This is a genomic window from Shewanella waksmanii (assembly GCF_043643685.1).
Classification (GTDB): Bacteria; Pseudomonadota; Gammaproteobacteria; order Enterobacterales; family Shewanellaceae; genus Shewanella; species Shewanella waksmanii_A.
Genome location: NZ_JBHZSN010000003.1, coordinates 60,398 through 75,453 on the forward strand (window position 1 = coordinate 60,398; position 15,056 = coordinate 75,453).

Annotated in this window: 14 protein-coding genes; 9 read left to right on the plus strand and 5 right to left on the minus strand. The window is 43.5% G+C overall.

Annotated elements, in window-relative coordinates; translation table 11 throughout:
- Positions 1 to 41: 41 nt before the first annotated feature.
- Positions 42 to 896 carry a winged helix-turn-helix domain-containing protein gene (locus ACHUFW_RS05315; protein ID WP_394201227.1) on the minus strand — a complete coding sequence of 285 codons (855 nt, stop codon included), beginning with the start codon at positions 894 to 896 and terminating at the stop codon, positions 42 to 44.
- Positions 897 to 1,060: 164 nt separating this feature from the next.
- Complete coding sequence (gene pepB / locus ACHUFW_RS05320; RefSeq protein WP_394201229.1) at positions 1,061 to 2,341, minus strand: aminopeptidase PepB; 1,281 nt, start codon at positions 2,339 to 2,341, stop codon at positions 1,061 to 1,063.
- A gap of 140 nt (positions 2,342 to 2,481) precedes the next feature.
- On the opposite strand from pepB, the gene sfsA reads away from it, so the two are divergent.
- From sfsA to ACHUFW_RS05360, 8 genes are all read left to right on the plus strand, one after another.
- Positions 2,482 to 3,204: a DNA/RNA nuclease SfsA gene (sfsA, locus tag ACHUFW_RS05325; protein WP_394201230.1), complete on the plus strand. Its 723-nt coding sequence runs from the start codon at positions 2,482 to 2,484 to the stop codon at positions 3,202 to 3,204.
- A 160-nt stretch (positions 3,205 to 3,364) separates the two neighbouring features.
- Positions 3,365 to 3,808 carry an RNA polymerase-binding protein DksA gene (gene dksA / locus ACHUFW_RS05330; RefSeq protein ID WP_394201232.1) on the plus strand — a complete coding sequence of 148 codons (444 nt, stop codon included), beginning with the start codon at positions 3,365 to 3,367 and terminating at the stop codon, positions 3,806 to 3,808.
- A gap of 62 nt (positions 3,809 to 3,870) precedes the next feature.
- Positions 3,871 to 4,737 carry a tRNA glutamyl-Q(34) synthetase GluQRS gene (gene gluQRS, locus ACHUFW_RS05335; RefSeq protein WP_394201234.1) on the plus strand — a complete coding sequence of 289 codons (867 nt, stop codon included), beginning with the start codon at positions 3,871 to 3,873 and terminating at the stop codon, positions 4,735 to 4,737.
- A gap of 173 nt (positions 4,738 to 4,910) precedes the next feature.
- A complete protein-coding gene (gene pcnB, locus ACHUFW_RS05340; protein ID WP_394201704.1) occupies positions 4,911 to 6,296 on the plus strand; it encodes a polynucleotide adenylyltransferase PcnB in 1,386 nt (461 codons plus the stop codon).
- A 2-nt stretch (positions 6,297 to 6,298) separates the two neighbouring features.
- Positions 6,299 to 6,799, plus strand: a complete 501-nt coding sequence (gene folK, locus ACHUFW_RS05345; protein ID WP_394201706.1) for a 2-amino-4-hydroxy-6-hydroxymethyldihydropteridine diphosphokinase — start codon at positions 6,299 to 6,301, stop codon at positions 6,797 to 6,799.
- A gap of 67 nt (positions 6,800 to 6,866) precedes the next feature.
- Complete coding sequence (gene panB, locus ACHUFW_RS05350) at positions 6,867 to 7,661, plus strand: 3-methyl-2-oxobutanoate hydroxymethyltransferase (protein WP_394201235.1); 795 nt, start codon at positions 6,867 to 6,869, stop codon at positions 7,659 to 7,661.
- A gap of 66 nt (positions 7,662 to 7,727) precedes the next feature.
- Positions 7,728 to 8,573: a pantoate--beta-alanine ligase gene (gene panC / locus ACHUFW_RS05355; RefSeq protein ID WP_394201237.1), complete on the plus strand. Its 846-nt coding sequence runs from the start codon at positions 7,728 to 7,730 to the stop codon at positions 8,571 to 8,573.
- Positions 8,574 to 8,803: 230 nt separating this feature from the next.
- Positions 8,804 to 9,325: a DUF4124 domain-containing protein gene (locus ACHUFW_RS05360; RefSeq protein WP_394201707.1), complete on the plus strand. Its 522-nt coding sequence runs from the start codon at positions 8,804 to 8,806 to the stop codon at positions 9,323 to 9,325.
- Positions 9,326 to 9,332: 7 nt separating this feature from the next.
- Here the strand turns inward: ACHUFW_RS05360 and ACHUFW_RS05365 are convergent, their stop codons facing one another.
- On the minus strand, positions 9,333 to 9,485 hold the full coding sequence (locus ACHUFW_RS05365) for a hypothetical protein (protein ID WP_394201239.1): 153 nt from the start codon (positions 9,483 to 9,485) through the stop codon (positions 9,333 to 9,335).
- A gap of 431 nt (positions 9,486 to 9,916) precedes the next feature.
- On the opposite strand from ACHUFW_RS05365, the gene ACHUFW_RS05370 reads away from it, so the two are divergent.
- Entirely contained in the window at positions 9,917 to 11,575 is a 1,659-nt protein-coding gene (locus ACHUFW_RS05370) for a tetratricopeptide repeat protein (protein ID WP_394201241.1), read from the plus strand.
- A gap of 40 nt (positions 11,576 to 11,615) precedes the next feature.
- On the opposite strand, the gene ACHUFW_RS05375 is transcribed toward ACHUFW_RS05370, so the two are convergent.
- Both ACHUFW_RS05375 and ACHUFW_RS05380 read right to left on the minus strand, forming a co-directional pair.
- Entirely contained in the window at positions 11,616 to 13,790 is a 2,175-nt protein-coding gene (locus ACHUFW_RS05375; protein WP_394201242.1) for a peptidase domain-containing ABC transporter, read from the minus strand.
- Between the two features lies 1 nt (position 13,791).
- Positions 13,792 to 15,051, minus strand: a complete 1,260-nt coding sequence (locus tag ACHUFW_RS05380; RefSeq protein WP_394201244.1) for an HlyD family secretion protein — start codon at positions 15,049 to 15,051, stop codon at positions 13,792 to 13,794.
- Positions 15,052 to 15,056: the final 5 nt, after the last annotated feature.

Here is a 15,056-nt window from a genome sequence, read left to right on the forward strand (position 1 = left end):
ATAAGATATTGATAAAAATAACATTAAAAACCAATAAGGCCCTATATCTGCCCATAAAAATGCGCCATGACAAACTGATAAAGTTCAGCTGAAGTCACTGCTGCGCCTTGACCACCATTTGTCGATAAAAGCTCGGTCAATCCGGGCGAGGCCGCGATCGTGTACAGATAAAAAGGTGTGACATTATTTTGCTGACGCAATTGCTGTAATAGCTTCATGCCCGCTAACGGATCGCCATGGCGTCCCATATCGGAAATGACGACATCATATTGATACATTTTCATCAGTTGTAAGGCTTCATCTGACGAAACCACGGAATACACGGTAAGCCCTTTTTCACTGAAGAACTGACGTTCTGACTCATTATTATTGGGGTTATCATCAACCCATAATATTCGACCTATACTGCCGCTTGACTCGTTATGAATCAAATCAGGTTGAATAAAAAACTGATTAACAAGTAAGCCCAATGCAGCCACTAAACCAGCAACTAATATGATGTTTCGTTTTAGAAATCTCTGGTAGGGTAATGTCCAACGTTTGAACCTATTAACTTGATTCAACGTCTGCTGGTTAGCCCCATTAAGCTGCAAGGCAAGCTCATCTGCTAAACGAAAGCCACGACCATGTACTGTTTGAATCACCATGGCATCACAGCCGGCTTGCTTAAACACTTTTCGCACTTGCGATACTAACTTAGACAGGGATAAATCGGTAACCACCGTATCTGGCCAACATTTATCGATACATTGCTGCTTACTAGCCCACTGGGGAGCATGCTCTATCAGCAGTGCCATCAACACAAACAACCTGTCATCAGCATTAACAACTTGGCCATTGATCACTAATTGGCGTAATTCACAATCAATCGAGAATTGCTCAAACTCCACCAGCATATAAAACCCTATGACCTATTGTGTTGATTACCATCAAAATAACTTGCCACTGAAAACACTTACTCGCAAGTCCAAGTTAAAATCACACTGAATAAATCAATAATTATGAGGATAAAAAAACGGGCATCTAGCCCGTTTTATTATGCTTGGTAGCTCACCGCAAGCTAGTTTGACTCAATCAAGTTAGCAATCGTCAATACACCATGGGTTGTCGCTCCCGCAGCCCATAGCTCGTTTGAACTATCGGCAAAAGCAGAGGCTAGATCCATATGCAGCCATTGGGCATCTGGCCGTACAAAGCGTGATAAAAATCCAGCGGCATTGGATGCGCCGCCGGCTCCGCCACCTTTCATTGGACGGCTGTTGGCTGTATCAGCGTATGCTGATGGGCACATATCTTGATGCCAAGGATCTAACGGCAAAGGCCAAACCCGTTCACCAACTTCAGCTGCTTTAGTTTGCGTATGTGCCAGTAGTTCGCTACTTGGTGAGAATATCGCATTATAGTTAGTCCCCACTGCCATCACAGCTGCGCCTGTTAATGTCGCCGCATCAATGATCAACGGCGATCCAGTTTCCGATGCGGCCTGCAAGCCATCGGCGAGAACTAAGCGTCCTTCCGCATCAGTATTCACCACTTCAACACTCACGCCATTTTTGTAGGTTAAAATGTCACCAAGCTTATAAGCATGGCCGCTTATTAGGTTCTCTGCGCAGCATAGAAACAGTTTCACACGCTTATTCAAGCCCGACTTAATCGCTAGCCCTAATGCAGCCGTTACCGTTGCTGCGCCGCCCATGTCACATTTCATGCCTAACATGCCCTCAGAGGGCTTAATGCTATAACCACCAGAATCAAACGTGATGCCTTTACCTACCAAGGATACGGAAACCGGCGCGTCGTCACCAATGGGGTTGTAATCAAGTTCGAGCAATGCGGGCGGACGCTCACTGCCACGTCCCACCGCATGAATACCAATCCATTGGTGTGTGAGTAGCTCTTCACCTTCGATAATACGATAGCTCACGTTATCGCCACCGATGTCACTCAGCCAATTTGCTGCCTGAGTCGCTAAGCTCATAGGTGATAGGTTTTCTGGCGTTTCGTTAGTGAGGTGTCTTGCAAAGCTAGCACTGGCAAGCTGATCTGCTAAGCGCTTTTTCTCGGCATCTGTGCCTGCCCAAATAATAGTGGGGATTTGTCTCGCGGTAGCAAAGCCTTGGGCAAATGCCCACTGAGAATGAATGTTCCAATGCTCGCCGGCCAGCTCAACCGATTCAATACCTTGAGAACGTACTTTTCGGGCCGCCTGTTGAATTTGACGCAGTTCATCTGCACCACTTAAATGTATCGCAGCACCGTCAGTGTTGTAACTAACGTCTGCTTTGCCCCACTGCGAGTCAGCAGGCTGTTTAGTCAGGGTAATCTTCATTGAGCTTGTCATTATTATTCCTTTTTGGGAGGCGATAAACGCATCATCAAAGTGTACTCTATTTTTTATGGCATTCGAAAGCCTCATCAGCATCAGCGTTTTCTGTTAGGCTAACGCTACCCAAAATTGACCAGCACCATTGCAAAATAAATATGGATTTTAGCCCACAATTTGAACCCGCTAAGCTGATTAAACGCTATAAACGCTTTCTTGCTGATGTAGTCCTAAACGATGGCTCAACTGCCACCATTCACTGTCCCAATACCGGCTCAATGCGAAATTGCTTATTTCCCGGTGAAACCATCTACTTTTCCGTTTCCGATAACCCCAAACGCAAATACTCTCGCACCTGGGAGTTCACCGAAACACCTGATGACCATTTAATTGGTATCAACACAGGCCGAGCCAATGCCTTGGCAGAAGAAGCAATTAATAATGGCACCATTAAAGAGCTACAGGGATATCAACAGCTGCGCCGCGAGGTCAAATATGGCAGTGAAAATAGTCGTATTGATATCTTACTTTCACAACCTAATAGCAACCAATCTACGTTGGCAGATAAAGTCTATATCGAAGTAAAAAGCTGTACGCTGTTAGAAGATAATCGCGGCTACTTCCCTGATGCTGTGACAACCCGCGGGCAAAAGCATTTACGTGAATTAATGGACGTCGTCGCCCAAGGGCATCGGGGCGTTTTATTGTTTGTTGTACAACACAGTGGTATCGATAATGTCCAAGCAGCAGAGCATATCGACCCAGAATACAGCGCGCTATTGAAGCAAGCAGCAGAGTCTGGTGTTGAAGTGTTAGCTTATTGTGCACAAATGTCAGTAAAAGGTACTAGCTTGATTAAATCCTGTCCTGTCAACCTCTAAAATGGCAGAAAAAGTTGTATTTGATTGGAATAGGGAACATAGTCAAAGGATACGAACAATGCAAAATAAAAAGTTTGCGTGGTATATCAGTTTCTGATATAGATATCGGCCTTTAATAAAAGACGCCCTACAAACGCAAATGATTAACAGGAGATGCGTTATGCCTGAAGGCACTAAAAAACTTGGCGTGCTCGCTATCGCAGGTGTAGACCCTTACCAGGAAAAAGCCGGTGAGGAGTACATGAATACGGATCAACTGGGCCACTTTAGAAAAATTCTAGAAGCATGGCGCGGTCAGTTACGAGAAGAAGTTGATCGTACCTTGAATCATATGCAAGACGAAGCGGCTAACTTTCCCGATCCTGTCGATCGCGCGGCGCAAGAAGAAGAGTTCAGCCTTGAACTTCGCGCTCGTGATAGAGAACGTAAACTCATTAAGAAAATCGAAAAAACGCTTCAAAAAATTGAAGACGATGATTTTGGTTTCTGTGACTCTTGCGGTATTGAAATTGGTATTCGCCGTCTAGAAGCGCGTCCAACTGCTGATTTGTGCATTGATTGTAAAACACTTGCAGAAATTAAAGAAAAGCAAATGGCCGGCTAAATAGCCTCATCAAAAAGCGGGATTCCCCGCTTTTTGTTGTCTAACATGCTTTAGGTATCGTCTTGCAAGCTCCTTCTTATATTGGACGATTTGCGCCCTCCCCCTCTGGTCCTCTGCACTTTGGTTCGCTCATCGCTGCATTGGGAAGTTACTTACGAGCAAGATCTCATCAGGGTAAATGGTTAGTCCGTATCGAAGATATTGATCCCCCGAGAGAAGTTCCAGGTGCTGCCGATGGTATTTTGCGCACACTAGAAAGTTATGGCCTGCATTGGGATGACACTGTGCTCTATCAAAGCCAGCGCCTCAACGATTACCAAGAACAACTCAATCAGTTACTGCAACAAAACCAGGCCTATTACTGCCAATGTACTCGCAAGCAAATACAAGCCATGGGTGGCCTCTATGACGGCCGTTGTGGCAAGCTTGTTCCCGCATTAGATAGTGGTGCAATTCGCGTGCGTAACCATACTCAAACGGCTCACTTTAATGACGTTCATATGGGTGCGATGTCTGTCGCCAGTGATTTTGCCTGTGAAGACTTTATTATCAAACGTCGCGATGGGTTATACGCCTACCAATTAGCTGTGGTGATGGATGATGCCGACCAAGGTATCACCGAGGTAGTTAGAGGCTGCGATCTACTGACATCAACAGTGCGCCAAATTGATTTGTTTAAACTGTTTGACCGCCACGTACCTCAGTGGTTACACCTACCACTGTTATGTGCAGAACCAGGCAGAAAACTATCTAAGCAAAATCATGCACCGGCTATCGATAATCAAGCGCCACAAGCAAGTATTAGTGCTGCACTACAAGTGCTTGGCCAGCCGCCAGTGGATGTTGATGATGTGACCATCATGCTAAAACAGGCTACTGAACAATTTCAATTAAACCTTGTGCCACGCCAACAAGAAATCATCCTGTAACCTCGCTCCCTCCATTCGCCCAATGCCGATATGCAGCTTGCGACTGTAGCAAGCTAATTTTGTATAAAATTGCATCGAATCAACTGACGCAAGGTATACTCATTATTTGATATTTGAGTTATCATAGCCGACCAGTTTGAACCAACCGTTATGATCCAACACCGAGGTGCACTATTTTTCGCCGTATAAGTCAATTCTGTAAACAGCTTTTTGACGACAACTCCCATGATCAGCAAAGCACAGATTCAGGATTACCCCTGCAAATTGTCGCACGTAAAAACCACAATATTTCACGCAAGCAGATCAGCGAAAATGCAATCAAAGTTCTCTACCGCTTACATAAATCAGGCTACAAAGCCTATTTAGTTGGTGGTGGTGTTAGAGATATATTGCTTGGTTTAGAACCCAAAGATTTCGATGTTGTGACCAATGCCACCCCAGAAGAGATTAAGAAACTCTTCCGCAACTGCCGCCTTGTGGGTCGCAGATTTAGACTAGCGCATATTGTTTTTGGTCGCGATATCATCGAAGTTGCCACACTGCGTGGTCATCATGTGGACAGCGGAGAAAAAATCTCTAAAACCAATGCTGAAGGTCGGCTATTACGCGATAACGTCTATGGCACCATAGATGAAGATGCTGAGCGCAGAGATTTCACCGTTAATGCACTGTATTACGATATCAGTGACTTCTCGATACACAGCTATGGTGGCGGATTACAAGATTTAGAATCTCGTACCATTCGGCTCATAGGCGACCCTCACAAACGTTATCGAGAAGATCCAGTGCGTATGTTGCGTGCGGTTCGCTTCGCGACAAAACTCGATATGAGCATCGACGCTCAAACGAGCGATCCGATATACGAATTAGCGCCATTGCTAAAAGATATTCCTGCTGCAAGAATGTATGAAGAAGTGCTTAAATTATTCTTCAATGGCCAAGCCAAAAATAATTTCGCAATGATGCGAGACTATGGGCTGTTTGCCCCGCTCTTCCCGCAAGTAGAACAGTTACTCAGTGAGGACAATAAAAGCCCAACTCATAAGATGTTGCAGGCTATTATGCGTAACACTGATGCGCGGGTCGAAGCAGGCAAAACCGTCACCCCAGCATTCTTTTATGCGGCAATGTTATGGTATCCCCTGCAACAACGAGCCGATGATATCGCTTTAGAAAGTGGCCTAAGCAGCTTCGATGCGTATAACACCGCAATGGGCGATGTGATGGAACAACAATGTCGCTCTATCAGTATTCCAAGACGATTTAGCACGCCAGCGAAAGATATTTGGCAATTACAGTTAAGATTTGATCGTAATCAAGGCACTCGCGCGTTTAAATTCATTGAGCATCCAAAGTTCCGTGCCGCTTATGATTTGTTGCTGATACGTGCAGAAGCTGAAGGTGGCAACATAGCAAAATCTGCCGCATGGTGGCGTAGCTTTGTTGAAGGCAGTGACGAACAGCGCAGTGTGATTGCTCGCGCTGCGAATAAAGGTGGTCGCAACCGAAACAACCGACGTCGCCGCAAGCCAAAGCCGAAACCTAAAACCGCTGAATAATGTTGACCAAAGTATATGTCGCGTTAGGGGCTAATCTGGCCCAGCCCCAGCAGCAACTTGATACTGCAGTGCTCGCACTTAGCGAGCTTGCACACCAAGATAGCTTGACGGTTTCAGCCTATTATCAGTCAGCTCCAATGGGCGATGTTGAACAGCCCGATTATCTTAACGCTGTCGTTAGTTTTGACACTGATTTAGCACCACTTCCCTTATTAGATGCGCTACAGGCTATTGAAAACCAACAAGGAAGAGAACGTCTAATACGCTGGGGAGCGCGCACACTTGACTTAGACTTGCTGCTTTACGGCCAAGAGACAATTTGCACAGGCCGCTTAATCGTGCCTCACTATGGCATGAAACAACGTAGTTTTGTGCTAATCCCCCTTGCCGATATTGCTCCTGATCTCATTTTACCCTGTCAGACTCGCTTATCATCATTAATCAACGCAGAACTGCGTGCTGAACTACAACAACATAGCTGGGAACATTGCACTCAGCCTTAAGTTAGCTTATAACTGCTTGCAGCTTTGTATTTAGATTTATTTTCAACGCAAATTTAAGATTACTATTATGTCAAAGATCACCAGCTCTACCTTGCTCAAATTCAAGCAAGAAGGCAAAAAGTTCACTTCACTGACTGCCTATGATGCCAGCTTTGCTGGCGCCTTTGATAGTGAAGGCATCGACGTCCTGCTGGTCGGTGATTCTATGGGGATGGTGCTTCAAGGTCATGATGACACATTGCCTGTATCGGTAGATGATATCGCCTATCATACCCGCTGTGTGCGTCGCGGTATCAAACGCGCCTTACTTATCGCCGATATGCCATTTATGAGTTATGCCACCCCCGAACAAGCCATGAGCAACGCCACGCAGTTAATGCAGGCTGGTGCTAACATGGTCAAGGTTGAAGGTGGACACTGGCTGCTCGAGACGGTTACTAAACTGACTGAAAGAGGTATCCCAGTCTGCGCTCATTTAGGGCTAACACCGCAGTCTGTCCATGTCTTTGGTGGCTTTAAAGTTCAAGGTCGTGATGCCGACAATGCCCAGCGTATCATTGATGAAGCCAAAGCATTAGAAGCCGCAGGAGCGCAGCTATTAGTGGTTGAATGTATTCCTGCAGACCTTGCTAAAACCATTACCGAAACCCTAACCATTCCAGTTATTGGTATTGGTGCCGGCGCAGATACTGACGGGCAAATTTTAGTGATGCATGATGTACTCGGTATCTCTAGTGGTTATATCCCACGATTCTCTAAAAACTACTTGAGCCAAACCGGCGAGATCCGTGCAGCGATAAAAGCCTATATTGAAGAGGTTCAACAGGGTATTTTCCCCGCTGACGAGCACACTTTTAACTAAATCAAATTGACTCACATGTCATTGGCCTAGGCACAAACTTAGGCCAAGTAAATTTAAGACTTTTCTATGTTAACCACCAGCGATATTAAGCAAATCAGAACCCAAGTTAAGCAATGGCATCAACAAGGTAAAACCGTCGCTTTTGTCCCCACCATGGGTAACTTGCACCAAGGCCATATTAGCTTAGTGGAGGAAGCAAAACGGCATGCAGACCATGTTGTGGCATCCATCTTTGTCAACCCGATGCAGTTTGGTGCCAATGAAGATTTAGACGCTTACCCGAGAACCTTAGCTGATGACCAACAAGCCTTAGTGAATGCAGGTGCTGAATTATTGTTTACACCAACACCAGATATCATTTACCCCAAAGGGTTGGATGCACAAACCTATGTGGACGTTCCAGGTATCTCTGAGCAGTTATGTGGCGAAAGCCGGCCCGGTCATTTTCGCGGAGTTGCCACGATAGTTTGTAAACTGTTCAATATTGTTCAGCCTGATGTTGCGGTGTTTGGCGAAAAGGATTTTCAACAACTCATGGTCATCAAGACGATGGTTGAAGATCTCTCTTTACCCATCAACATTATTGGCGTAGCAACTAAACGAGAAGGCTCCGGCTTAGCCATGAGTTCTCGTAACGGTTATTTGTCAGAAGATCAAAAACAGCAGGCTGCAACTATCAAGCAAAGCCTAGATACATTGATCATGTCCGTAAAACAGGGACTGGCCATAGAGACGGCGATAGAAAACGCCCAATCAACATTAAAGGCAAACGGTTTTAAACCTGATTACCTAGAGGTCAGAAATGCCAACGATCTTAGTCAAGTTCAAGACCAAGATAAACAACTCGTCGTTCTGGTTGCCGCCTATATGGGTAGCACTCGTCTTATCGACAACATGACATTTAACCGTTAGTACAGTCAGTGTAAGTCACTCTCATGGAGTGACTTACACCTCGCCAATGCTGCTAATCACTAAGCAAAACAAAGTGTTCTTATCGATTTTTTCTGGTGTTAATAGCAAACATCAGCCATAGTAGTATATGCACAATCTGATAATAGAAAGGGAGTTCGGCGAATCTTGCCGATTTCTATTAATGAGTTTCATTGATTAACACTTGTGGACGCACCAAGGACGTCAGCGACATGGTAAAAGTCTTGTTTACACTTTGCTTAGCTTTATTAGCATCTACGGCTTCCGCCAGTAGTATCTATAAATGCATCAAAGACAGTAAAATCGTATTCAGCCAAGACAGTTGTCCAGAGGAATATCGCCAGCACGAAATACAATACTCACTTGGTATCACCACTGAAACCGACTCAGATAAGCGCAAAGAATATCAAGATCCACTCCAAGCGTTGCTCAATAAAAAAACCATCTCACAAGAAAAGCTGTTACAACTTATCAGCAGTGAAATATACCGATTAAATCAAGAAAACAGTTACTTTGAAATACTGCGAGCTAGCGAAGCCCAGAAACTAGAACGTAAGCGTTATTGGGAAAAGCTTGATAAACAAGACCCTTCCCATATTGCAGCCTTGGCTGAAATGAATAGCTATTTTGATGATTTGATAGCCAACAACCAAAGCAGTATCGATTTACTTCGCCAACATCAGCAACGAATTATGAAAGAAACTGCAGATACTATCTCTGAGCAAAAAAACTAATTTATAGTTAAATATTTGACTCAGGATCAGCTTCGCAAAATTGATGACCTACGCACATTGCCACTGAATCCAAATCACTCGCACCACCTGATACCGCATCTAATAGTGCCTCTTCAATAATTTCAATTCGACGGTTATCTTCATTTAGTTTATTTGCCATTAGCTTCTGCTTGTCCATAATATTTCACTCCGTTTTGTCATATATTTTTACTTATTAGAGTATTAATTCTGACTCTGCCGAATTAAACTCTCACCTTACCTGTTAATAAATCGTTAACGCCCATACCGCTTGAGCATCCAATTTGATATATTTCAGACGCTAATGTAAGGGTTCTATGAGGGTTAAATTAGGCTTATATCTGAAATAAGTCCTAGGACGTTAATAAAAGAAAAATATTGATATAGAAGAAAATAAAAACTATAACGCCCCAAAATACATCATAAAAAGGGGCCTAATGCCGTGTAGTCAGGCAACTACTCAAGTAACACAATCAGGACAAGGAAAGTAGCATGGTAATAAACCATCTAAGTCGCATGGTCAGCGCACTTTTATTACTGCTAATACTCAATAGTGCATCTGCATCCACATGCATGACGTCGGAAAATAAAACCCTTAACCCGAGTCAGGTTATTTTTCAATGTACGCAAAAATTACAGTCTTTAGACAGCAATAATGAAGAATATATTTCGCTATCACTGTCCCTTTCAAAGCTTTACAAAAGAACCGGCGACCTGAGCTCTGCTCAAAAAATACTGAAAGATTTACTGGCTAATAAACAGCAACTAACAGATTTAGAAAAAATAGAAATTCTTCGCCAATTAGGGATTATTTATTTTCAACAAAGACAGTACGAGGAGTCATTTAATGCTTTTGAGCCTGCACTAACACTCTCGTTTTCAATAGGTGACAATAGAAGAATTGCTCTCGGCTACAATGACCTAGCAAATATTTACCATGCCTATGGTGATTTAGATACAGCTTCTAAGCTACTCTTAAAAAGTTTTGATCTTCATGTCAAAGAGGACAATAAAACCGGCCAAGCAAGTGTATTACACAATTTAGGATCACTTTATAAAGATAAAGGAGAGTATGATGAAGCCATCGTATCCTATCGTAATGCATATACAATATATAGTAATCAAAATAAACAACTTCGTGCTGCACAAACACTGTCGAGTTTAGCCGAAACATTTAACCTGAACGGTGATGCGGATAAAGCGATCGAGTTATTAGAACAAACTGCCACCAGTCTATATAAACTCAACTCCTTTAGATTCTTAACCGACATTTATATATTACTTGCGGAAATATCAGTTAAAAACAACTTAATATCTCAATCACAACAATGGCTGGCGCAAGCCAAGCAGACACAAAACCTATTACAAACATCAGAAGAAAAACCTAAATATTGGTTTGTGCAAGGGCTTATTTGGCAAGCACAACAACAACCAATCAAAGCCATACAAGCCTTTGAAAAAGCCTATGAACAAATTGATCGCTATAAAGAATATAAGTTTCAAAAAGAGCTTTATACGGCTATGGCACAGCTCAGTGAGCAAGTTGAAGATTTTCAAGCGTCAAGCCACTATTGGCGAGTATATGCTGATACATTAAACTCGCAGCTCTCTTTAAAAGATGCCATCAATTCAAAACATATCCGCGGCACTTTTACTTTTGAACCCGAAAGTAGCTCCTCGAATTTAAGTATTTGGATGGCATTCAGTAGTGGATTAATGTTGCTGTTTATTATGCTGTTTTACTATTTAAAAAATCGAAATCAAGCAGCTAGTCGCACTCAAATAAACACCCTGGCAGGTAATAACACGACGGAAAAAACCACGCCGTCTTCAAAAGCTGAAACGCCATCAAATAATACCGAAGCCCCTTCAGAGAATTTACGTCAAGATCTTGTTGAGTTAATGCACTTATCCCTGCAAATGTGGGAAGAGTCCACCCAAAGTGGCAAGCTCGAGTTGGCACAACAAAGCAAAATTTGGAGTGTAGGAATCGATGATGGTCGATTGCGTGCTCGGGCGATGGAACGCTATTTTGGCATTCACACCTTGCCACAGCGACCGAGATGGCGCTCAGTGGTGCGCACATGTAACTTTGTCCTGCAACGGTGCAATACAACAAGCTTGTACAGAGAAGAGCTCGAAACAAAGCTAAAACGTTTTCAAGATAATATGAAACGTAAAGCGATAATCAACAGCCAAAGTAACAACTTAGACGAAGAGGTATGTCGATAACATGCTTTTCGACATACCCGCTTTCACTACACCAAAGAGACTAGCTAGCGGCGACCGGTACTGGCGCGGCCATCAATGCTGAGCCCTTTTTAGCTTTACTGTAGTCTTCCTTACTGATCTCCAAACAGGCACCTTTAGCAAAGCGAATAATTCTATCCGCAGACATAATCGTTTGCGGCCTATGGGCAATCATAATACGCGTGATATTAAGATCGCTAATCGCCTGATTAACATGTTGTTCCGCTTTTAAATCTAGGCTTGATGTGGCTTCATCCAGAAACAAGATTTTGGGTTTCTTGTATAACGCTCGGGCAAGCAATAAACGCTGGGCCTGGCCTCCAGATAGCGTGGACCCCATGTCGCCGATCAAAGAACGATACCCCATTGGCAATCCCAAAATATCACGATGAATTCCAGCCGCCTTTGCACATTCTTCAGCCCATTCTTTATCAGGCTCCTGACAAAAGAAGCAGATATTTTCTAAAATAGTACCAGATAGTAATTGGTCATTTTGCAGCACACTTGCCACTTGAGTGCGATAGTTAATTAATCCCGTTTTACGAATGTCGCGACCATCAATTTGCACCTGTCCCTGGCTAGGCTTCAATAGCCCAAGCATCACTTTCATCATGGTGCTTTTACCGCAACCAGAAGGACCGACAATGGCAACGGACTCACCGGCATTAACCGTTAAGTTAATATCTGACAGCACATCTCGCTCTTCATCAGAATAGCTAAAATTCACCCCTTTTAACTGCAACGAACCTTCGACATCAAAGTCATCATCACGCTCACCAAGGTCACGCTCTTGCTCTGTGAGTGTAATATCTCCTAAACGTTCTAAATGCAAAGAGCACATTTTAAACTCAATATACTTATCAATAAGGTTACTGATTTTTTGCTCAAACTGAGTCTTATAAGATACAAACGCTAACAGCATCCCCACAGTAAGTAGGCTTTCCATAACCATGCCTGCACCGAAGTAGATAACGAGAATGTTCTCTAAACCAAAGATCAGCATACTGGTCCAACTAAATAGCACCCTTAGACGCTCAACTTTAATGGCGCTATTGGCGCTATCAACATTGAAGTTGTTAAACAAATTTAGGCGATCACTTTCCTTAGTAAATAGCTTAATACTTTGAATTCCGCGTACTGACTCCATGAAGTTACTGTCTTTTTTAGCTAAGCAGACAATATTTTCGCGATTAACACTTTTAAGCTTTTGATAAGAGACACAGCGGACGATCAAATACAGTGCTGATGCGCACAGCACCACTAACATCAACTCGACACTGTACACATACATCATTACCAACAAACCAATGACAATCAGGCCATCAACCAAGCTCTCAATCAAGGTGGTTGTAAGGAGGTTTTTTAATGACTCTAGTGAGCGAAAGCGTGATACCACATCACCGATATGACGTTTTTCAAAATAATCCATCGGTAACTTAAATAAATGACTGACAAGATTAGCGTTCATCTGCAATGACAGTTGATTACCAAGTAACATGATAATGAGCGATCTTAGCGCAGTAGATAAAGCTTGTAGCAGCAATACTGCACCAAAGCCCACCGCCAAAATGTTGAGTAAGCTATAGTCGTTAGCGATCAGCACATCATCAACAGTAAGCTGCATGTAAATCGGAGTCACCAACACAAAGGCTTGCAATAACATTGAAAACAAAAACACCGTCAATAACGATTGCTTCCAACCATCAAGGTTAGACCAAAAAGAGGCTAAAGATGCCTGCGGTGCTGCTTCTTGCTTAGCAAAGCTATCGCCAGGCTCAAGTTCAAGGGCGACGCCAGTGAAGCTTGCTGATAGCTCATCATAGTTACAGCTACGCTCTCCTATGGCGGGATCATGCAGATAAAACTTGTTACCAGATACTTTCTTTAACACCACAAAGTGATCGAGGTTCCAATGTAAAACACATGGAGTCTTAAGTTGGCTAAGGCCATCCATGTCACATTTGATCGCTCGATGCGCTAAACCAACCTTGTCAGCTAGCTGTGTCATGCCACGCAGCGTAGAACCTTTTAATGAAACACGGTGTTTTTGGCGCATTTGAAACAGGTCAGTTTGAAAACCATGGTAACTGGCAATCATTGCCATACATGCCAGTCCACATTCTGCAGCTTCTGTTTGGCGAATAACTGGGAGCATCTTTCCACCAGAAAAATTAATTCTATCAATCAACGTCTGCATCTTATCTATCCTTTAAGCTGTAGATCGGTTCTAGTAGCCACTGCATTAGGCTGCGGTTTTCTAATTTGACGCTTGCTTCGAGCTCCATCCCCACCCCCAACGCAAGCTCTTCTCCTTTCGCTGCAATGGTTTGCGACTGCAGCCCAACTATCACCTTGTACACCGCACCAGTTAGATTCACGCTAGTTTCTAACTCTTCAGGCAAAGAAATAACCTTGGATACACTTAACACCGTCCCTTTTTGCAAACCAAAATGTTGATAAGGAAAGGCGCTGTAGCGCATAGAAACCTCTTGGTCAGCCTTGATAAAGCCAATAGAGCTGGCAGGAACATATAACTCAGCTTGAAGCTGTGAAGCCTCAGGAATAATGCTGGTCATCACATCACCTTTGGTAATGAACTCACCCACATGGGTCAACTGATTACCAACTACACCACTTAGTGGTGCGTAAATTCGATAATCAACGTTTGCTGCCACTTCAGAAATACGCTGCTCATTTTCAATCAAACTGCGTTTTAGTCGGTTGTATTTCTCTTGGAAAATACCTGGCTTCATCTGCAGCTCACTCTCAAGCTCAGTAAACAGCAACTCAGCATTATCCCGCTTCATTTGCAGGTCATTACTCATGCTTACCAAAGCCAAATGCTCTTCAATGACTTGGTCTAGCTGTGCTTGATTAGTGTGGCCGGCATCCATCAATTGACGATTACGTTGCAAACCTTTTTCACTGATAGACAGTCTTTGAGCATATATGGCTAGCTGCTCATCAAGTTGGGCAACTTCCCGTCGCTTAGCAGCCACTTTACTTTCTAACAGAGCCGTCTCTAATTCAAAGCTAGACTGAGCAATGTTCAAATCACGCTCTAGTGAGCCTTGCAAAATCCGTTGTTGCGCCAAAATGTTCTGATCAATGTTCTGCGCTACTGAACTGTGCCTCTCAGTGGAAATCACATATAACAGCTGGCCTTTCTCCACGATGTCACCTTGTTGGAACATCTGCTGAATGATTTGTCCCTCTCTTCGGGCACTGACTTTCACTAAGCCTTTATCGACGGTGATCACTCCAAATACATCCGCATGCTTGGTGTAAGTCCCCATGAAAATGAAAACAAAGGCTAGCGATACAACTGCAAACAGCAATATTGCGATGACCTTATACTCTTTAGGTTGCCTTAAAAGAATGGCGCCCAAAGAGTTTGAACCAGACTTATTTAGCACTTCCTTTCTAAATAATTGGTCTGCTGAATGAGTGTTTTGCATCAGTC